The organism is Leucobacter sp. GX0328 (genome assembly GCF_053567315.1).
Genome location: NZ_JBSGPC010000001.1, coordinates 309,443 through 326,956, shown reverse-complemented (window position 1 = coordinate 326,956; position 17,514 = coordinate 309,443). Strand labels below are relative to the sequence as shown.

26 protein-coding genes are annotated in these 17,514 nt (G+C 65.6%); 25 read left to right on the top strand and 1 reads right to left on the bottom strand.

Features of this window, described 5'->3' with window-relative positions; all coding sequences use genetic code 11:
* Positions 1-18 precede the first annotated feature (18 nt).
* The 4 genes from fusA to ACUYTF_RS01465 all read left to right on the top strand — a co-directional run bounded on the left by fusA (position 19) and on the right by ACUYTF_RS01465 (position 6,618).
* The gene (gene fusA, locus ACUYTF_RS01480) at positions 19-2,139 is read left to right on the top strand and encodes an elongation factor G (RefSeq protein ID WP_434141247.1); all 2,121 of its coding nucleotides are present in this window, start codon (positions 19-21) and stop codon (positions 2,137-2,139) included.
* A gap of 164 nt (positions 2,140-2,303) precedes the next feature.
* Positions 2,304-3,497 carry an elongation factor Tu gene (tuf, locus tag ACUYTF_RS01475; protein WP_434141249.1) on the top strand — a complete coding sequence of 398 codons (1,194 nt, stop codon included), beginning with the start codon at positions 2,304-2,306 and terminating at the stop codon, positions 3,495-3,497.
* 215 nt (positions 3,498-3,712) lie between these two features.
* Positions 3,713-5,512: an SDR family NAD(P)-dependent oxidoreductase gene (locus ACUYTF_RS01470; protein ID WP_434141251.1), complete on the top strand. Its 1,800-nt coding sequence runs from the start codon at positions 3,713-3,715 to the stop codon at positions 5,510-5,512.
* Positions 5,512-6,618, top strand: coding sequence for a UDP-phosphate alpha-N-acetyl-D-fucosaminephosphotransferase (locus ACUYTF_RS01465; RefSeq protein WP_434141675.1), 1,107 nt, complete (start codon positions 5,512-5,514; stop codon positions 6,616-6,618). The genes ACUYTF_RS01470 and ACUYTF_RS01465 overlap by 1 nt, the downstream gene beginning before the upstream one ends.
* Positions 6,619-6,631: 13 nt before the next feature.
* Here ACUYTF_RS01465 and ACUYTF_RS01460 read toward each other — a convergent pair whose 3' ends face one another.
* Positions 6,632-6,880 carry a hypothetical protein gene (locus ACUYTF_RS01460; protein ID WP_434141253.1) on the bottom strand — a complete coding sequence of 83 codons (249 nt, stop codon included), beginning with the start codon at positions 6,878-6,880 and terminating at the stop codon, positions 6,632-6,634.
* A gap of 51 nt (positions 6,881-6,931) precedes the next feature.
* On the opposite strand from ACUYTF_RS01460, the gene ACUYTF_RS01455 reads away from it, so the two are divergent.
* The 21 genes from ACUYTF_RS01455 to rplO all read left to right on the top strand — a co-directional run bounded on the left by ACUYTF_RS01455 (position 6,932) and on the right by rplO (position 17,382).
* Positions 6,932-7,378: a MarR family transcriptional regulator gene (locus ACUYTF_RS01455; protein ID WP_434141254.1), complete on the top strand. Its 447-nt coding sequence runs from the start codon at positions 6,932-6,934 to the stop codon at positions 7,376-7,378.
* A gap of 625 nt (positions 7,379-8,003) precedes the next feature.
* Positions 8,004-8,312 (top strand): 30S ribosomal protein S10, encoded by a 309-nt coding sequence (rpsJ, locus tag ACUYTF_RS01450; RefSeq protein WP_025133701.1) that lies wholly within the window; start codon positions 8,004-8,006, stop codon positions 8,310-8,312.
* A 14-nt stretch (positions 8,313-8,326) separates the two neighbouring features.
* Positions 8,327-8,980, top strand: a complete 654-nt coding sequence (rplC, locus tag ACUYTF_RS01445; RefSeq protein ID WP_434141256.1) for a 50S ribosomal protein L3 — start codon at positions 8,327-8,329, stop codon at positions 8,978-8,980.
* 3 nt (positions 8,981-8,983) lie between these two features.
* Entirely contained in the window at positions 8,984-9,637 is a 654-nt protein-coding gene (gene rplD / locus ACUYTF_RS01440; RefSeq protein WP_434141258.1) for a 50S ribosomal protein L4, read from the top strand.
* A complete protein-coding gene (gene rplW, locus ACUYTF_RS01435) occupies positions 9,634-9,933 on the top strand; it encodes a 50S ribosomal protein L23 (RefSeq protein WP_434141260.1) in 300 nt (99 codons plus the stop codon). The genes rplD and rplW overlap by 4 nt, the downstream gene beginning before the upstream one ends.
* Before the next feature lie 20 nt (positions 9,934-9,953).
* On the top strand, positions 9,954-10,790 hold the full coding sequence (gene rplB / locus ACUYTF_RS01430) for a 50S ribosomal protein L2 (RefSeq protein WP_434141262.1): 837 nt from the start codon (positions 9,954-9,956) through the stop codon (positions 10,788-10,790).
* Between the two features lie 24 nt (positions 10,791-10,814).
* Positions 10,815-11,096, top strand: coding sequence for a 30S ribosomal protein S19 (gene rpsS / locus ACUYTF_RS01425; protein WP_434141264.1), 282 nt, complete (start codon positions 10,815-10,817; stop codon positions 11,094-11,096).
* A gap of 26 nt (positions 11,097-11,122) precedes the next feature.
* Positions 11,123-11,503, top strand: coding sequence for a 50S ribosomal protein L22 (gene rplV / locus ACUYTF_RS01420; protein WP_223044592.1), 381 nt, complete (start codon positions 11,123-11,125; stop codon positions 11,501-11,503).
* A gap of 4 nt (positions 11,504-11,507) precedes the next feature.
* The gene (gene rpsC, locus ACUYTF_RS01415) at positions 11,508-12,266 is read left to right on the top strand and encodes a 30S ribosomal protein S3 (RefSeq protein ID WP_434141266.1); all 759 of its coding nucleotides are present in this window, start codon (positions 11,508-11,510) and stop codon (positions 12,264-12,266) included.
* A gap of 2 nt (positions 12,267-12,268) precedes the next feature.
* On the top strand, positions 12,269-12,688 hold the full coding sequence (gene rplP, locus ACUYTF_RS01410; RefSeq protein ID WP_434141268.1) for a 50S ribosomal protein L16: 420 nt from the start codon (positions 12,269-12,271) through the stop codon (positions 12,686-12,688).
* On the top strand, positions 12,688-12,996 hold the full coding sequence (rpmC, locus tag ACUYTF_RS01405; protein WP_434141270.1) for a 50S ribosomal protein L29: 309 nt from the start codon (positions 12,688-12,690) through the stop codon (positions 12,994-12,996). Before rplP ends, rpmC begins: the two co-directional genes overlap by 1 nt.
* Positions 12,997-12,998: 2 nt before the next feature.
* Positions 12,999-13,271 (top strand): 30S ribosomal protein S17, encoded by a 273-nt coding sequence (gene rpsQ, locus ACUYTF_RS01400; protein WP_434141272.1) that lies wholly within the window; start codon positions 12,999-13,001, stop codon positions 13,269-13,271.
* Positions 13,272-13,302: 31 nt separating this feature from the next.
* Positions 13,303-13,671, top strand: a complete 369-nt coding sequence (gene rplN / locus ACUYTF_RS01395; protein WP_434141274.1) for a 50S ribosomal protein L14 — start codon at positions 13,303-13,305, stop codon at positions 13,669-13,671.
* A gap of 4 nt (positions 13,672-13,675) precedes the next feature.
* Positions 13,676-14,038: a 50S ribosomal protein L24 gene (gene rplX, locus ACUYTF_RS01390; RefSeq protein WP_434141276.1), complete on the top strand. Its 363-nt coding sequence runs from the start codon at positions 13,676-13,678 to the stop codon at positions 14,036-14,038.
* Entirely contained in the window at positions 14,038-14,598 is a 561-nt protein-coding gene (gene rplE, locus ACUYTF_RS01385) for a 50S ribosomal protein L5 (RefSeq protein WP_434141277.1), read from the top strand. Before rplX ends, rplE begins: the two co-directional genes overlap by 1 nt.
* Positions 14,599-14,714: 116 nt before the next feature.
* Positions 14,715-15,113 (top strand): 30S ribosomal protein S8, encoded by a 399-nt coding sequence (gene rpsH / locus ACUYTF_RS01380; RefSeq protein WP_434141279.1) that lies wholly within the window; start codon positions 14,715-14,717, stop codon positions 15,111-15,113.
* Between the two features lie 6 nt (positions 15,114-15,119).
* On the top strand, positions 15,120-15,656 hold the full coding sequence (gene rplF / locus ACUYTF_RS01375) for a 50S ribosomal protein L6 (RefSeq protein ID WP_434141281.1): 537 nt from the start codon (positions 15,120-15,122) through the stop codon (positions 15,654-15,656).
* A 1-nt stretch (position 15,657) separates the two neighbouring features.
* Positions 15,658-16,032 (top strand): 50S ribosomal protein L18, encoded by a 375-nt coding sequence (rplR, locus tag ACUYTF_RS01370; protein ID WP_434141283.1) that lies wholly within the window; start codon positions 15,658-15,660, stop codon positions 16,030-16,032.
* Positions 16,029-16,736: a 30S ribosomal protein S5 gene (rpsE, locus tag ACUYTF_RS01365; protein ID WP_434141285.1), complete on the top strand. Its 708-nt coding sequence runs from the start codon at positions 16,029-16,031 to the stop codon at positions 16,734-16,736. Before rplR ends, rpsE begins: the two co-directional genes overlap by 4 nt.
* Positions 16,736-16,921 (top strand): 50S ribosomal protein L30, encoded by a 186-nt coding sequence (gene rpmD, locus ACUYTF_RS01360; RefSeq protein ID WP_434141287.1) that lies wholly within the window; start codon positions 16,736-16,738, stop codon positions 16,919-16,921. Before rpsE ends, rpmD begins: the two co-directional genes overlap by 1 nt.
* Positions 16,918-17,382, top strand: a complete 465-nt coding sequence (rplO, locus tag ACUYTF_RS01355; RefSeq protein WP_434141676.1) for a 50S ribosomal protein L15 — start codon at positions 16,918-16,920, stop codon at positions 17,380-17,382. Before rpmD ends, rplO begins: the two co-directional genes overlap by 4 nt.
* Positions 17,383-17,514 lie beyond the last annotated feature (132 nt).

Sequence of the window (17,514 nt, the reverse complement as noted above, 5' to 3'; positions counted from 1 at the left end):
CACACCTGGAGGAGACCCGTGGCACAAGACGTGCTCACCGACCTGAGCAAGGTCCGCAACATCGGCATCATGGCCCACATCGATGCCGGCAAGACCACCACGACCGAGCGCATCCTGTTCTACACGGGTGTCAACCACAAGCTGGGCGAGACCCACGACGGCGGCGCGACGACCGACTGGATGGAGCAGGAGAAGGAGCGCGGCATCACGATCACGTCTGCCGCCGTGACCTGCTTCTGGAACAAGAACCAGATCAACATCATCGACACCCCGGGCCACGTCGACTTCACCGTCGAGGTGGAGCGCTCGCTCCGCGTGCTCGACGGCGCTGTCGCAGTGTTCGACGGCAAGGAGGGCGTGGAGCCCCAGTCGGAGACCGTGTGGCGCCAGGCCGACAAGTACGGCGTGCCCCGCATCTGCTTCGTCAACAAGATGGACAAGATGGGCGCCGACTTCTACTTCACGGTCGACACCATCATCAACCGCCTCGGCGCGAAGCCGCTCGTGATGCAGCTGCCCATCGGCTCGGAGTCCGACTTCACCGGCGTCGTCGACCTGCTCACCATGCAGGCGTTCGTCTGGGAGGGCGACTCGAAGGGCGACGTCACCCTCGGCGCGAACTACGAGACCCGCGAGATCCCCGCCGACCTCCAGGCCAAGGCCGAGGAGTACCGCGCGCAGCTCGTCGAGACCGTCGCCGAGACCGATGACGCGCTGCTCGAGAAGTTCTTCGGCGGCGAAGAGCTCACGATCGACGAGATCAAGGGCGGCATCCGCAAGCTCGTCGTGAACAACGAGATCTACCCCGTGTACTGCGGCTCTGCGTTCAAGAACCGCGGCATCCAGCCGATGCTCGACGCGGTCGTCGACTTCCTGCCGAACCCGCTCGACGTGGGCGCCATCGAGGCGCACGACCCGCGCGACGAGTCGGTCATCATCGAGCGCAAGCCCTCGGCCGACGAGCCCTTCTCGGCGCTCGCGTTCAAGGTCGCCGTGCACCCGTTCTTCGGTCGTCTCACCTACGTGCGCGTCTACTCGGGCCAGGTCGATTCGGGCACCCAGGTCGTCAACTCGACCAAGGGCAAGAAGGAGCGCATCGGCAAGATCTTCCAGATGCACGCGAACAAGGAGAACCCCGTCGACGAGCTCACGGCGGGCAATATCTACGCCGTGATCGGACTGAAGGACACCACCACCGGTGACACCCTCTGCGACGCGAACAACCAGGTCGTGCTCGAGTCGATGACCTTCCCGGAGCCCGTGATCGAGGTCGCGATCGAGCCCAAGACCAAGGGCGACCAGGAGAAGCTCGGCACCGCCATCCAGAAGCTCGCCGAAGAGGATCCCACGTTCCGCGTGAGCCTCAACGCCGAGACCGGCCAGACCGTCATCGCCGGCATGGGCGAGCTGCACCTCGACATCCTCGTGGATCGCATGAAGCGCGAGTTCAAGGTCGAGGCGAACGTCGGCAAGCCGCAGGTCGCGTACCGCGAGACGATTCGCAAGACCGTCGCGAAGTACGATTACACGCACAAGAAGCAGACCGGTGGTTCGGGCCAGTTCGCGAAGGTCCAGATCGCGCTCGCTCCGCTCGAGGCGGAAGAGGGCAGCGACAAGATCTACGAGTTCGAGGACAAGGTCACCGGCGGCCGCGTGCCGCGCGAGTACATCCCCTCGGTCGACGCGGGCATCAAGGACGCCATGCAGTACGGCATCCTCGCGGGCTTCCCGATGGTCAACGTCAAGGCGACCCTGCTCGACGGCCAGTACCACGACGTCGACTCCTCGGAGATGGCGTTCAAGATCGCCGGCTCGATGGCCTTCAAGGAGGCCGCGCGCATGGCTCAGCCCGTGCTGCTCGAGCCGATGATGGCCGTCGAGGTGCGTACGCCCGAGGAGTACATGGGCGACGTCATCGGCGACCTGAACTCGCGCCGCGGTCAGATCCAGTCGATGGAGGACGCGTCGGGCGTCAAGGTCGTTCGCGCCCTCGTCCCGCTCTCCGAGATGTTCGGGTACATCGGCGACCTCCGGTCGAAGACCAGTGGTCGTGCCGTGTTCTCGATGGTCTTCGACTCCTACGCCGAGGTCCCCAAGGCCGTGGCCGAGGAGATCGTTCAGAAGGCTAAGGGCGAGTAATTCCGCCCGGAGGTCGGTGCCGACGGTTCCGTCGGCACCGACCTTGAGGCTCGGCTCGCGATCACCGGCCCGAGCTAGTAACATAAGTACACAAACCCCGTGCCCGTCCGCCTTCGAAACCATCGGAGGACAGCGGGTGCAACGACGTCCTGAGGAGGACCATAGTGGCGAAGGCCAAGTTCGAGCGGACCAAGCCGCACGTAAACATCGGAACCATCGGTCACGTCGATCACGGTAAGACCACCCTTACCGCGGCGATCTCGAAGACCCTGGCCGACAAGTTCCCGTCTGAGACCAACGTCCAGCGCGACTACGACCAGATCGACTCGGCTCCGGAAGAGCGCCAGCGCGGCATTACCATCAACATCTCGCACGTCGAGTACGAGACCCCGAAGCGCCACTACGCGCACGTTGATGCCCCCGGTCACGCTGACTACATCAAGAACATGATCACGGGTGCCGCTCAGATGGACGGCGCGATCCTCGTGGTTGCGGCGACCGACGGCCTCATGGCTCAGTCGAAGGAGCACATCCTCCTCGCCAAGCAGGTCGGCGTTCCCTACCTGCTCGTCGCCCTCAACAAGTGCGACATGGTCGACGACGAGGAGATCCTCGAGCTCGTCGAGATGGAGGTCCGCGAGGAGCTCTCGAAGAACGGCTTCGACGGCGACAACGCTCCCGTCGTGCGCGTGTCCGGCTACGGCGCCCTCCAGGGCGAGGAGAAGTGGGCCAACGCGATCCTCGAGCTCATGGAGGCGGTCGACGAGTCGATCCCCGACCCCGTGCGCGACAAGGACAAGCCGTTCCTCATGCCCGTCGAGGACGTCTTCACCATCACCGGCCGCGGCACCGTCGTCACCGGCCGCGCCGAGCGCGGTACGCTGAAGATCAACTCCGAGGTCGAGATCGTGGGTCTGCGCCCGACGCAGAAGACCACCGTCACCGGTATCGAGATGTTCCACAAGCAGCTCGACGAGGCATGGGCCGGCGAGAACTGTGGCCTCCTCCTCCGCGGCACCAAGCGCGAAGAGGTCGAGCGCGGCCAGGTCGTCGTCGCTCCCGGCTCGATCACCCCGCACACCAAGTTCGAGGGCTCGGCCTACATCCTCAAGAAGGAAGAGGGCGGCCGCCACAACCCGTTCGAGACGAACTACCGTCCGCAGTTCTACTTCCGTACGACTGACGTGACCGGTGTCATCACCCTGCCCGAGGACAAGCCGATGGTGATGCCCGGCGACACCACCGACATGTCGGTCGAGCTGATCCAGCCGATCGCCATGGAAGAGGGCCTCGGCTTCGCGATCCGTGAGGGTGGCCGCACCGTCGGTGCCGGCACGGTCACCAAGATCGTCGAATAAGGTTCTTCGAGTACTGCTCGAGTGAACGGGAGCCCCTGAGGAGTCATCCTCAGGGGCTCCTCTCGTTTTTCGCCGAGTCTTCTGCGGGAGCGGCCCCGCCGTGACCGCTCCTGCGGCGAAACGGCACCGCGTGAGCAGGCCGGCCGGTGCGGGCGCGGTATCCTCGTAGATGTAGACGGGCGGCGATTCTTGCGCCCGGGATGAACGGAGGGCGAGTGCCGCAAACAATCGGGCAGCGCTTCACCAATTTTCTGAAGCAGTACGGCGTGCTCTTCCTCGGCGACGCCTGCGCTTGGGCGATCGGCATTCTCGCCGCCCTCGTGCTGCGGTACGACTTCGAACTGGTGCTGATCCACAAGGGCTGGACCGCGGTGCTGATCGCGTTCACCATCCTGATCCAACTCATCGCGGGGTGGGCGTTCTGGCTCTACCGCAACCGATATGAGACCGGCAGCTTCGACGAGGTCAAGGCGATCGTCATCGACGTCACCGCCGTAATGGTGGTCGCGTGGGTGTTCGCCTACCTCGTGGGCTACGGCAACGGCATCCCGCGCAGCACGATGATCATCGCCGCCCCGATCACCTTCAGCGTGATGGGCGTCGTGCGCTACATCTGGCGTCTGCGCACCGAGCGCCAGCTCAAGCCGGGCCTCGAAGCCGAACGCACCCTGCTCTACGGCGCCGGCTACCTCGGCGTGCAGACCGCCAAGCGGCTGCTCACCGACCCGAAGGCGGCCGTGCTGCCCGTCGGGTTCCTCGACGACTCCGCGACCAAGCAGCACCAGGAGGTGCGCGGTGTGCGCGTGCTCGGCCCGCTCAGCGAGCTCACATCGATCGCACGATCGACCGGGGCCACGCAGCTCATCGTCTGCATCGGCGACGCCGACGTCGCGATGCTGCGCCGCGTCGACGAGGCTGCGGATCGTGCGGGGCTCACGGTGCTCGTGCTGCCGCCGCTCGACCAGATCCTGCACAATTCCTCGGTGATCTCGGAGGTGCGCGAGCTCTCGATCGAAGACCTCATCGGGCGGCACCCGGTGCGCCTGGAGACCGAGTCGATCGCCGACTACCTGCAGGACAAGCGGGTGCTCGTCACCGGTGCGGGCGGTTCGATCGGCTCGGAGCTGTGCCGTCAGCTCGCCCGCTTCGCGCCGCGGGAACTGATGATGCTCGACCGCGACGAGACGTCGTTGCAGGAGACGCAGCTCTCCATCAGCGGTCACGGGCTGCTCGACACCCGCGACGTCGTGCTCGCGGACATCCGCGACGCGGATACTCTGCAGCGCATCTTCGCCGACCGCAAGCCCGAAGTCGTGTTCCACGCCGCGGCCCTGAAGCACCTGCCGATGCTCGAGCAGTACCCCGACGAGGCGTGGAAGACCAATGTGCTCGGTACGCTCAACGTGTTGAACGCCGCGGCATCGGTCGGCGTCGGCACCTTCGTGAACGTGTCGACGGACAAGGCAGCGAACCCGACGAGCGTGCTCGGGCATTCGAAGCGGGTCGCCGAGAAGCTGACCGCCTGGATGGCTCAGCAGACGCAGCAGCGCTACCTCTCCGTGCGCTTCGGCAATGTGATCGGCAGTCGCGGCTCGATGCTGCCGACGTTCCGCTCGCTCATCGAAGCGGGCGGTCCGCTGACCGTCACCCACCCCGATGTCACGCGCTACTTCATGACCATTCCGGAGGCGTCGCAGCTCGTCATCCAGGCCGGTGGCATCGGCCGACCGGGCGAGGTGCTCATCCTCGACATGGGGGAGCCCGTCCTCATCCTCGACGTCGCCAAGCGCATGATCGCGCAGTCGGGCAAAGACGTCGACATCGTCTTCACCGGTCTGCGCCACGGCGAGAAGCTGCACGAGGTGCTCATCGGCGACGGCGAGGGCGACGAACGGCCCTTCCATCCGAAGATCTCGCACGCGCACGTCGATACGATCTCGCCGACGGTGCTCGACCACGCAGGCTGGGTCGCACGGCTCGACCTGACCGCGGATGCCGAGGAGCGCGTGCAGTGATGCTGCTCGAGCACACCGGGGGCTCGAGCTGGTTGGAGGCGAGCCTGACCCCCGTGCTCCTCGGTCTCATCGCCGGCGCGCTGACGCTCGCGGCGAGCCTGTTCCTCCCCTTCGCGGTGCGGCCCCTGCTCGAGCAGTGGGGCATCATGGACGTGCCGAACGAGCGCTCCTCGCACACGCGGCCGATCCTGCGCGGCCTCGGCCTGGCGGTGCTCATCGCGATGGTCGTCGTCGGCATCGTCTCGGTGCTGCTGCTCTGGCTCGCCGACCGGCCCGGCTGGGCGACGCTGCTCGTGTGCGTCGTCGGCTTCGCGTGCAGCGGGCTGCTCGGCCTGCGCGAGGATCTGAGCGGGCTCAGCGTGCGCGCCCGGAGCATCGCGCTGCTCGCGATCGGTCTCGTCACACCGGCCCTGCTCTTCCTCGTCTCCGACCCCGCACCGACGATCGCCTGGATCGCCGGCGCCCCCGGCGCACCGTCATCGGCGATCGCGGTGACCGCGCTGATCGTGTACGCCGTGCTCTTCACCTCGAGCTACATCAACGTCGCGAACTTCATGGACGGGCTGAACGGCATCAGCGGTTTCCACGGCACGATCGCCGGCGTCGCCTTCGCCGTCGCCGGCGCCGCGACCGGTCGCGAATGGCTGACGCTCGCGGGGCTCGTGCTCGCCGCGGGTTTCCTCGGCTTCCTGCCCTGGAACCTTACGAAGCCCGGCGCCTTCCTCGGCGATGTCGGCAGCTATCTGCTGGGCGGCGCGGTCGCGATCACGAGCTTCGCCGCGCTCATGTCGGGGGTGCCGTTCCTCGCGACGATCGGGCCGATGGTCATCTACTTCGGCGACGTCGGAGTGACGCTCGTCAAGCGCGTGCGCGCCGGCAAGCGGTGGGATGAACCGCACAAGGAGCACACCTATCAGCGCATCCAGCAGCTCGGCTACAGCCACGTCGCAGCGTCCGCGATGGCGGCGGGCTGCACGTTCGTGACCTCTGCGCTCGGTCTGCTGGCGATCGCCACCGGCCTCATCGGCACGCTCGTGCTGCTCCTCGGCGGAGTCGCCGTGCTCGTCCTCTACCTCGCGCTCCCGAAGCTCCTTCCGGCGCGCTGAACGAGCGGCCCCGTCAGGGGCAGATCAGATGGGTGCGCTTGCCCGGTCCGCCGCGGTCGATGCGGTGGCCGGACATGAGCTCGCTGCACACGGGGCAGACCGGCTTCGCCGGAGGCCGGTACGGCGGCTCGTTCCGGTCTCCGAGCTGCGCCGGGCCCTCGATCTGATAGAGGAATCGCAGGATCGCCGGGAAGAATCCGGGGACGCCGTCGTACGGGGTCTTGTGCCAGAGATGGTACTTCTCACGTTTTTGTTTGCCCACGAACGAAATCGTAACACGAACATTAGGGCACAAACGAGTTAGAATCGAACCATGGAACTTCTGCCGGACGATGCGCTCGAACTCGACCGACAGGTGTGCTTCGCCCTCGCGGTCGCGAGTCGCAGCGTCATCGGCGCATATCGGCCGATTCTGGAGCCGCTCGGCCTCACGCACCCGCAGTATCTGACCATGCTCGCCCTCTGGGAGCACGCGCCGCTGCGCTTCGGCGAGATCGCGGAGATGCTGCGGCTCGACCCCGCGACCCTCTCGCCCATCATCAAGCGGCTCGAGCACTCCGGCCTCATCGAGCGCGAGCCCGTGGCCGGCGATGAGCGCACTTTCCAGCTCGTACTGACCGAGCAGGGGAGCGCGCTGCGCGAGCAGGCGTTGAGCGTGCCGCCGGCGGTGATCGCGCGCCTCGGGCTGCCGGTCGAACGCCTCATGGCGCTGCGCGACGAGCTCGTCGTCATCATCGAGGCCGTGGAGCGCGGGCAGTAGGCGGCGAGCGTCTTGTGGTCGATCGCTCTCTGTGTGCACGGATAACGATAGGTCGGGCGTACGTCTTGTCCGCGGGCGGAGCGATTCGGATTGTGAGCGCATCGGGGTTGGCGTGGTGTGCTGAAAGCACGACAGCGCCGGGGGACCCCGCCCAAGCGAACAAACGAATCGCGGAGCGACACGCCTGCGGCCAGCGCTAAGAACGAAGGCCATTTCTGGCCTTCGTGCACTGGTCGGGGAGCCCGTCTCTGGCTCCCGTCGGGCCCGAGCGACACGCCCGGGTTGCGCGATCCCCGGGCGCGTGTCAGAATAGACAGGTTCAGTACTCCGGGCTTCGGCGCGGATCACTGCTCGTCCGGTGCAGAATGGCCGCGATCCCTGTGGGAGAGCGCGACTTTCTGCCGCGAGTAGCGAACGCACCGCGCACCATGATCGACCAGGTTTCGTACCTGGCCGTTTTCGTGTGCGCGACCGCTTCTCCTCCGAGAAGCGTTTTGACAGGTGAACAGAGACCCAGTACGAAGCGCGCATGAGCGCCGAAGTGCCACGGGCGCTGATACGCAAGACGTCCAATGCTGCAGGCCAGAAGCCTGCAGTACGACGCAAGTAGAAAGTTGAGAGTCACATGGCGGGACAGAAGATCCGCATCCGACTGAAGTCGTATGATCACGAGGTCATCGACAACTCTGCACGTAAGATCGTCGACACGGTGACCCGCGCGGGTGCGACCGTGATCGGCCCCGTGCCGCTCCCCACCGAGAAGAACGTGATCGCAGTGATCCGTTCGCCTCACAAGTACAAGGACAGCCGCGAGCACTTCGAGAAGCGCACGCACAAGCGTCTGATCGACATCGTCGATCCCACTCCGAAGGCCGTCGATTCGCTCATGCGTCTCGATCTGCCTGCTGATGTCAACATCGAGATCAAGCTGTAAGGGGGATTCGAAACATGTCTGCAGTACGCAATGTCAAGGGTCTCTTGGGCACCAAGCTCGGTATGACTCAGGTCTGGGACGAGAACGGCAACGTCGTTCCCGTCACCGTCATCGAGGTGGCTCCGAACGTCGTCACCCAGATCCGCACCCCCGAGATCGACGGCTACAGCGCCGTCCAGATCGCTGCGGGTCAGATCGATCCCCGTAAGGTGAACCAGCCGACCGCTGGTCACTTCCAGAAGGCGGGCGTCACGCCCCGTCGTCACCTCACCGAGGTCCGCACGGCAGATGCTGCCGAGTACACCCTCGGCCAGGAGCTCACGCTCGACGCCACCTTCGAAGCCGGTCAGAAGATCGACGTCGTCGGTACCTCGAAGGGCAAGGGCTTCGCCGGCACCATGAAGCGTCACAACTTCTCGGGCGTCAGCGCTTCGCACGGCGCGCACCGCAACCACCGCAAGCCGGGTTCGGTCGGCGGCGCAGCTACGCCGGGTCGCGTCTTCCGCGGCCAGAAGATGGCCGGCCGCATGGGTGGCGATCGCGTCACCGTGCAGAACCTCACCGTGCAGGCGATCGACGCAGAGAAGGGTCTCATCCTGGTCAAGGGTGCGGTTCCCGGTGCTCGCGGTCGTCTCGTTTTCGTTCGCAACGCAGTGAAGGGGGCGTAGTTCATGGCTACCGCTACCAAGCTCGAGGTGCTCGACGCGCAGGGCAAGAAGGCCGGTTCGGTCGATCTGCCCGAGGCGATCTTCGGCACCGAGACCAACGTCCCGCTGATCCATCAGGTGGTCACCGCTCAGCTCGCAGCTGCGCGCCAGGGTACGCACAAGACCAAGAACCGCGGCGAGCGCTCCGGTTCGGGCGTCAAGCCGTTCAAGCAGAAGGGCACTGGCCGTGCACGCCAGGGCTCGGTCCGCATGCCGCAGCACCGCGGTGGCGGCATCGTCCACGGGCCCGTGCCCCGCGATTACTCGCAGCGCACCCCCAAGAAGATGATCGCTGCTGCTCTGACCGGTCTGCTCTCGGATCGCGCCCGCGCGAACCGTCTGCACGTCGTCGAGGGCTTCGGCATCGCCGATAAGCCCAGCACCAAGACCGCTCGCGAGTTCCTCGCATCGGTCGCTCCGGGCAAGCGCGTTCTCGTGGTCGTCGACCGCGAAGACGAGCTGACCGCTCTGAGCGTGCGCAACCTGCAGTTCGTTCACGTGCTGTATCAGGATCAGCTCAACGCCTACGACGTGGTCGTCAGCGACGATCTCGTCTTCACCAAGGCCGCCTTCGACGCGTTTGTCGACGGCCGCGCCGCCAAGGAGGACACGAAGTGAGCCTGAACAAGTCCGCACACGACGTCATCATCCGCCCCATCGTTTCCGAGAAGAGCTACGGCCTCATCGACGCCAACGGTCAGTACACCTTCGAGGTGGCTCCGACGGCGAACAAGTCCGAGATCAAGCTCGCGATCGAGTCGGTCTTCGACGTGAAGGTCGAGAAGGTCCGCACCCTGAACCGTAAGGGCAAGACCCGTCGCACGAAGTTTGGCATGGGCAAGCGCAAGGACACCAAGCGCGCCATCGTCACGCTGAAGTCGGGTTCCATCGACATCTTCACGGCTGCGCTGTAGAGGGCGAGAAGGAATACAACATGGCTATTCGCAAGTACAAGCCGACGACCCCGGGTCGTCGCGGTTCGAGCGTCGCTGATTTCGCCGAGATCACCCGCTCCACGCCCGAGAAGTCGCTGCTCCGCCCGCTCCCCAAGACGGGCGGCCGCAACAACCAGGGTCGCATCACCACCCGCCACATCGGCGGTGGCCACAAGCGCCAGTACCGCGTCATCGACTTCCGTCGCAATGACAAGGACGGCGTGAACGCCAAGGTCGCGCACATCGAGTACGACCCGAACCGCACGGCGCGCATCGCGCTGCTGCACTTCGAGGACGGCACGAAGCGCTACATCCTCGCCCCGAGCAAGCTGAAGCAGGGCGACGTCGTCGAGTCGGGCGCCGGTGCCGATATCAAGCCCGGCAACAACCTGCCTCTGAAGAACATCCCGACGGGTACGGTCGTTCACGCGATCGAGCTGAAGCCCGGCGGGGGCGCCAAGATGGCACGTTCGGCAGGCGCCTCGGTGCGTCTCGTCGCGAAGGACGGCCCCTACGCCCAGCTGCGTCTGCCCTCGGGCGAGATCCGCAACGTCGATGCGCGCTGCCGCGCGACCATCGGCGAGGTCGGCAACGCCGAGCAGTCGAACATCAACTGGGGCAAGGCCGGTCGCATGCGCTGGAAGGGCGTGCGCCCGACCGTCCGCGGTGTCGTCATGAACCCGGTCGACCACCCGCACGGCGGTGGCGAGGGCCGTACCTCGGGTGGTCGCCACCCGGTCAGCCCGTGGGGTCAGAAGGAAGGCCGTACGCGCCGTCCGAACAAGGAAAGCGACAAGCTCATCGTTCGTCGCCGCACCGTTGGCAAGAAGCGCTAGTCGGCAGGTAGGAGAGAGTAGAAGATGCCTCGTAGTCTCAAGAAGGGCCCCTTCGTCGACAACCACCTGCTTGGCAAGGTAGTTGCTCAGAACGAAGCCGGCACCAAGAACGTGATCAAGACCTGGTCGCGCCGCTCGATGATCATCCCCGCAATGCTGGGTCACACCATCGCAGTGCACGACGGTCGCAAGCACATTCCCGTATTCGTCACCGAAACCATGGTCGGTCACAAGCTGGGCGAGTTCGCGCCCACTCGTACCTTCCGCGGTCACGTGAAGGACGACAAGAAGGGCCGTCGCCGCTAACGCGGTGACGTGAAGGAGGAAGAGAAATGGTGGAGTCGATCGCCCGCGTGCGTCATATCCGCATCACCCCCCAGAAGGCCCGTCGCGTCGTTGACCTGGTTCGCGGTAAGAACGCCCAGGAGGCACTCGCCATCCTGAAGTTCGCACCTCAGGCAGCTGCAGAGCCCGTGTTCAAGCTGGTCGCCTCGGCGATCGCGAACGCTCGCGTGAAGGCTGACAACGAGAACCTGCGCCTCAACGAGGACGAGCTCGTCGTAGCCCGCGCCTTCGTCGACGAGGGCGCGACGCTCAAGCGTTTCCGCCCGCGTGCACAGGGTCGCGCATTCCGTATCAACAAGCGCACGAGCCACATCACGGTCGTTCTTCAGACCGCCGATGAGCTCGCCGCCGCGAAGAAGGGAGCCTAACGGTATGGGCCAGAAGATTCATCCCTACGGCTTCCGCCTCGGGATCACTACCGACCACGTGTCGCGCTGGTTCTCGGACTCGACCAAGAAGGGTCAGCGCTACGCTGATTACCTGGCCGAGGACATCAAGATCCGCCAGCACCTGACCACGCAGCTCGATCGCGCCGGCGTCTCGCGCGTCGAGATCGAGCGCACCCGCGACCGCGTCCGCGTGGACATCCACTCGGCGCGTCCCGGTATCGTCATCGGTCGCCGCGGCGCCGAGGCCGAGCGCATCCGCGCCGACCTCGAGAAGCTGACCGGCAAGCAGATCCAGCTGAACATTCTCGAGGTCAAGAACCCCGAGGCCGATGCTCAGCTCGTCGCTCAGGGCATCGCCGAGCAGCTCGCCGCTCGCGTGGCTTTCCGCCGCGCGATGCGCAAGGGCCTGCAGGGTGCTCAGCGCGCCGGCGCCAAGGGCGTCCGCATCCAGGTCTCCGGCCGCCTCGGCGGCGCCGAGATGAGCCGTTCGGAGTTCTACCGCGAGGGTCGCGTGCCGCTGCACACGCTGCGCGCGAACATCGACTACGGCTTCTACGAGGCGAAGACCACCTTCGGCCGCATCGGCGTGAAGGTCTGGATCTACAAGGGCGACCTCACTAACAAGGAACTCGCACGCGAGCAGGCGGCCCAGAAGCCGTCGCGCGACCGCGGCGACCGCCGTCGCGCCCCCCGTGGCGCACAGGCCGAGGCTGCACCCGCTGCAGCAGGAGCGGAGAAGTAAGCATGCTGATTCCCCGTCGAGTCAAGTACCGCAAGCCGCACCACCCGGGCCGTTCGGGCCAGGCCAAGGGCGGCACCAAGGTCACCTTCGGTGAGTTCGGTATTCAGGCGCTCACCCCCGCTTACGTGACGAACCGTCAGATCGAGTCCGCTCGTATCGCGATGACCCGTCACATCAAGCGCGGTGGCAAGGTGTGGATCAATATCTACCCCGACCAGCCCCTCACCAAGAAGCCCGCAGAAACCCGTATGGGTTCGGGTAAGGGTTCGCCCGAGTGGTGGGTGGCCAATGTCAAGCCGGGCCGCGTCCTCTTCGAGGTCGCCGGTGTCGACGAGCAGCTGGCCCGCGAGGCGATGACCCGCGCGATCCACAAGCTGCCGCTCAAGGCCCGCATTATCAAGCGCGAGGAGGGCGACGCGTAATGGCGATCGGTACCAAGGAACTGGCCATCACGGAACTCGATACCTTCGAGAACGAGCGTCTGGCCGAAGAGCTGAAGAAGGCCAAGGCCGAGCTCTTCAATCTGCGTTTCCAGTCGGCCACCGGCCAGCTGGAGAGCCACGGCCGCGTGCGCCAGGTGAAGCGCGACATCGCTCGCATCTACACCGTGCTGCGCGAGCGCGAGCTCGGGATCCGGGCGACGCCCGCTCCCGCGGCTCCCGCCAAGGCCAAGAAGGCTACGAAGAAGACCGAGCAGGCGGACGCCGCCGCTGAAACGAAGGAGGCCTGAGTATGGCTGAGGTCGAGAAGGAACAGCGCGGCTACCGTAAGACTCGCCGCGGCTACGTCGTCAGCGACAAGATGGACAAGACCATCGTCGTCGAGGTCGAGGACCGTGTGAAGCACCCGCTCTACGGCAAGGTCATGCGCCGTTCGTCGAAGGTGAAGGCCCACGACGAGCAGAACACCGCCGGCATCGGCGATCTCGTGCTCATCCACGAGACCCGCCCGCTGAGCGCCTCGAAGCGCTGGCGTCTGGTCGAGATCCTCGAGAAGGCGAAGTAAGCCCCCGGCTTACTGATTGAAGGAGTAGCAAGTGATTCAGCAGGAATCCCGACTCAAGGTCGCCGACAACACCGGCGCCAAGGAGTTGCTCACGATCCGTGTCCTCGGGGGATCGAAGCGTCGTTACGCCGGTCTCGGCGACACGATCGTCGCAACCGTCAAGGATGCGATCCCCGGCGGCAACGTGAAGAAGGGCGACATCGTCAAGGCGGTCGTCGTTCGCGCTCGCAAGTCGACCCGTCGTGCCGATGGCTCGTACATCAGCTTCGACGAGAACGCAGCCGTCATTCTCAAGGCAGACGGGGAGCCCCGCGGCACCCGTATCTTCGGGCCGGTCGGCCGTGAGCTTCGCGACAAGAAGTTCATGAAGATCGTCTCGCTCGCACCGGAGGTGATCTAGTCCTATGGGCGCAAAGATCAAGAAGGGTGACCTCGTCGAGGTCATCTCGGGCCCGTCGCAGGAGCGCGGCGGCTACAAGGGCAAGCAGGGGCGCGTCATCGACGTCCTCACCGACAGCGATCGCGTCGTCGTGGAAGGCGTGAACTACGTCAAGAAGCACGTCGCGGCCGGTCAGACGAGCGGTGGCGCCCGCGAGGGCGGCATCGAGACCGTCGAGGCCCCGATCCATATTTCGAACGTCGCCATCGTCGACCCCGAGACGAAGAAGCCGACCCGTGTCGGTTTCCGCGTCGAAGAGGTCGAGAAGGACGGCAAGAAGAAGACCGTTCGCGTGCGCTACGCGAAGAAGTCTGGGAAGGATCTCTGATGGCCGAGGCTAAGGTTCAGCCCAGTCTGAAGCAGAAGTACCGCGGCGAGATCGTGCCGCAGCTGCGCGAGCAGTTCGACTACGCCAACATCATGCAGGTTCCCGGCCTCGTCAAGGTCGTCGTGAACACCGGTGTCGGCGAAGCCGCACGCGACAGCAAGGTGATCGAGGGCGCCATCGCCGACCTCACCAAGATCACCGGCCAGAAGCCCATGGTCACCAAGGCCCGCAAGTCCATCGCGCAGTTCAAGCTGCGCGAGGGCCAGGCCATCGGTGCGCACGTCACTCTCCGTGGCGACCGTGCATGGGAGTTCCTCGACCGTCTCGTCAACCTCGCACTGCCGCGCATCCGCGATTTCCGCGGTCTGTCGCCCAAGCAGTTCGACGGCAACGGCAACTACACCTTCGGATTGACTGAGCAGAGTGTGTTCCACGAGATCGATCAGGATAAGATTGATCGGGTGCGCGGTTTCGACATCACTGTCGTGACTACCGCTCAGACCGACGACGAGGGTCGCGCGCTGCTCAAGGCGCTCGGCTTCCCGTTCAAGTCCGAATAACTGAATAGTCCAAACGGCGAGGGTGTCCGGGGTTTCCCGGGCACCCGATCCGTGTGTCACCCAGGTCGGCGGTCGTGTAACGGCCGTCGATACCAGGCGAGAAAGAAGAGTCACTCATGACTATGACTGATCCGGTCGCAGATCTGCTGACCCGGCTGCGCAACGCAAGCGGTGCGCATCATGACGACGTTTCGCTTCCCGGCTCGAAGCTGAAGGAGCGGATCGCAGAGATCCTCAAGCGCGAGGGCTACATCACCGACTGGAAGGTGGAGCCGGCTCGCGTCGGGACCACGCTGACCCTGTCGCTGAAGTACGGCCCGAACCGCGAGCCCTCGATCGAGGGGCTGAAGCGCGTTTCGAAGCCCGGTCTTCGCGTGTACGCGCGTTCGACCGAGATCCCGAGCGTGCTCGGCGGCCTCGGCGTTGCGATCCTGTCCACCTCCTCCGGTCTGCTGACCGACCGCGAGGCCGAGCAGAAGGGCGTCGGCGGCGAAGTGCTCGCCTACGTGTGGTAAGCCGTCATGTCACGTATTGGAAAGCTTCCCATCACCGTTCCCGGTGGTGTTGATGTCAAGATCGATGGCCAGCAGGTCACGGTCAAGGGTTCGAAGGGCGAGCTCTCGCTCGTCGTCTCCGAGCCCATCCGCGTCGCTCTCGAGGACGGCCAGGTTCTGGTCACCCGTCCCGACGACGAGCGCGAGTCGCGAGCGCTGCACGGTCTGACCCGCACGCTCATCAACAACAACATCGTCGGCGTCACCGCGGGCTACTCGAAGTCGCTCGAGGTCGTCGGCACCGGCTACCGCGTGCAGCAGAAGGGCACCGGCATCGAGCTGGCGCTCGGCTTCTCGCACCCGGTCACCTTCGACGCCCCCGAGGGCATCGCCATCGCGGTCGAGGGCGCCAACAAGATCACCGTGAGCGGTATCTCGAAGCAGGCTGTCGGCGAAGCCGCAGCGAAAATCCGCAAGCTGAAGAAGCCGGAGCCCTACAAGGGCAAGGGCATCCGCTACGCGGGCGAGAACGTTCGTCGCAAGGCTGGAAAGGCTGGTAAGTAACATGGCCGCATCTATTTCCCGGGCTAAGGGCCGTACCGCGGCTCGCCTGCGCCGCCATGCCCGCCTTCGCAAGAAGATCGTCGGCACGGAGGTCCGCCCCCGTCTCGTCGTGACCCGCTCGTCGCGTCACGTCTTCGTCCAGGTCATCGACGACTCGAAGGGCCACACCGTGGCCTCGGCGTCGACCATGGAAGCGGATCTGCGCGTCTTCGAGGGCGACAAGACCGCCAAGGCGCACAAGGTCGGCGAACTCGTCGCCGAGCGCGCGAAGAACGCCGGTGTCGAAGCCGTCGTCTTCGACCGCGGTGGCAGCAAGTACGCAGGTCGCGTGGCGGCAGTCGCCGACGGCGCACGTGAGGGAGGGCTGTCACTGTGAGCAACGAAACTAAGGAGCAGCAAGTGACTGCAGAGGCCCCGGCCGAGACCCAGGCCGCAGCGGCACCCGCACAGGATCACCGCGGCGAGCCCCGCGAGCAGCGTCGCGGCAGCCGCGACCGCGGCACCCGTGGCGAGCGCGGCGGTCGCGACCGCAACGACAGCCAGTTCCTGGAGCGCGTCGTCACCATCAACCGCGTGTCGAAGGTCGTCAAGGGCGGCCGTCGCTTCAGCTTCACCGCGCTCGTCGTGGTGGGCGATGGCAACGGCACCGTCGGCGTCGGCTACGGCAAGGCGAAGGAAGTTCCCCTCGCCATCTCCAAGGGCGTCGAGGAGGCGAAGAAGAACTTCTTCCGCGTGCCTCGCGTCGGCAGCACCATCCCGCACCCCATCCAGGGTGAGGCAGCCGCAGGCGTCGTCCTGCTGCGCCCGGCCGCTGCCGGTACCGGTGTTATCGCCGGTGGCCCGGTCCGCGCCGTCCTCGAGTGCGCCGGCATCCACGACGTGCTGAGCAAGTCGCTCGGTTCGTCGAACACCCTGAACATCGTGCACGCGACCGTCGAGGCCCTGCAGAAGCTCGAGGAGCCCCGCTCCGTCGCAGCTCGCCGCGGGCTCGACTTCGACCACGTCGCGCCGGCTCGCATCGTGCGCGCCGAGGCGAAGGCGCTGGCCGACGCTGCCGCGAAGGCAAAGGCAGGTGCGTGATGGCGAAGTCCTTGAAGATTACGCAGAAGAAGTCCGTTATCAGTGAGAAGCAGAACCAGCGCGAGACGCTGCGCAGCCTCGGTCTCCGCAAGATCGGCCAGTCGGTCGTTCGCGAGGACACCCAGGCCAACCGCGGCTACATCCGTGCGGTCGCTCACCTGGTAGAGGTTGAGGAGATCGACTGATGAGCGAGAAGAACGAGGAGCGCCAGCAGGTGCTCAAGGCGCATCACCTGCGCCCCGCCGCCGGTTCGAAGACCGCCAAGACCCGCGTGGGTCGCGGTGAGGGCTCGAAGGGCAAGACCGCGGGCCGCGGCACCAAGGGCACCAAGGCCCGGTACCAGGTGAAGGCCGGCTTCGAGGGCGGCCAGATGCCGCTGCACATGCGTACGCCGAAGCTGCGCGGGTTCAAGAACCCGTTCCGCGTGGAGTACCAGGTGGTCAACGTCTCGAAGCTCGCCGAGCTCTACCCCGCGGGGGGCGACGTCACCGTCGCCGATCTCGTGGAGAAGGGCGCTGTCCGCGCGAACCAGCCCGTCAAGGTGCTGGGCGACGGCGACATCCAGGTGAAGCTCACCGTCGATGTCGACAAGGTCTCCGGCTCGGCCGAGCAGAAGATCGTCGCAGCCGGCGGTCAGATCAAGTAAGCGTTCGAGTCTGACTCGGAATGCGGGGGAGTCGCGGGCCGGCAGCACATGCCGGCTCGCGATATCCCCCTTTTTTCTTCCCAGCGAGTTGCGTACGCGGTCGATTACGACCTCGGTGCAGCGTGTAGGCTG

Excerpts from the sequence above, each read along its gene's own strand:
- ACUYTF_RS01465 (WP_434141675.1), top strand. The coding sequence starts at position 5,512 with ATGCTGCTCGAGCACACCGGGGGCTCGAGCTGGTTGGAGGCGAGCCTG.
- ACUYTF_RS01455 (WP_434141254.1), top strand. The coding sequence starts at position 6,932 with ATGGAACTTCTGCCGGACGATGCGCTCGAACTCGACCGACAGGTGTGC.
- rpsJ (WP_025133701.1), top strand. The coding sequence starts at position 8,004 with ATGGCGGGACAGAAGATCCGCATCCGACTGAAGTCGTATGATCACGAG.
- rplC (WP_434141256.1), top strand. The coding sequence starts at position 8,327 with ATGTCTGCAGTACGCAATGTCAAGGGTCTCTTGGGCACCAAGCTCGGT.
- rplD (WP_434141258.1), top strand. The coding sequence starts at position 8,984 with ATGGCTACCGCTACCAAGCTCGAGGTGCTCGACGCGCAGGGCAAGAAG.
- rplB (WP_434141262.1), top strand. The coding sequence starts at position 9,954 with ATGGCTATTCGCAAGTACAAGCCGACGACCCCGGGTCGTCGCGGTTCG.
- rpsS (WP_434141264.1), top strand. The coding sequence starts at position 10,815 with ATGCCTCGTAGTCTCAAGAAGGGCCCCTTCGTCGACAACCACCTGCTT.
- rplV (WP_223044592.1), top strand. The coding sequence starts at position 11,123 with ATGGTGGAGTCGATCGCCCGCGTGCGTCATATCCGCATCACCCCCCAG.
- rpsC (WP_434141266.1), top strand. The coding sequence starts at position 11,508 with ATGGGCCAGAAGATTCATCCCTACGGCTTCCGCCTCGGGATCACTACC.
- rplP (WP_434141268.1), top strand. The coding sequence starts at position 12,269 with ATGCTGATTCCCCGTCGAGTCAAGTACCGCAAGCCGCACCACCCGGGC.
- rpmC (WP_434141270.1), top strand. The coding sequence starts at position 12,688 with ATGGCGATCGGTACCAAGGAACTGGCCATCACGGAACTCGATACCTTC.
- rpsQ (WP_434141272.1), top strand. The coding sequence starts at position 12,999 with ATGGCTGAGGTCGAGAAGGAACAGCGCGGCTACCGTAAGACTCGCCGC.
- rplX (WP_434141276.1), top strand. The coding sequence starts at position 13,676 with ATGGGCGCAAAGATCAAGAAGGGTGACCTCGTCGAGGTCATCTCGGGC.
- rplE (WP_434141277.1), top strand. The coding sequence starts at position 14,038 with ATGGCCGAGGCTAAGGTTCAGCCCAGTCTGAAGCAGAAGTACCGCGGC.
- rpsH (WP_434141279.1), top strand. The coding sequence starts at position 14,715 with ATGACTATGACTGATCCGGTCGCAGATCTGCTGACCCGGCTGCGCAAC.
- rplF (WP_434141281.1), top strand. The coding sequence starts at position 15,120 with ATGTCACGTATTGGAAAGCTTCCCATCACCGTTCCCGGTGGTGTTGAT.
- rplR (WP_434141283.1), top strand. The coding sequence starts at position 15,658 with ATGGCCGCATCTATTTCCCGGGCTAAGGGCCGTACCGCGGCTCGCCTG.
- rpmD (WP_434141287.1), top strand. The coding sequence starts at position 16,736 with ATGGCGAAGTCCTTGAAGATTACGCAGAAGAAGTCCGTTATCAGTGAG.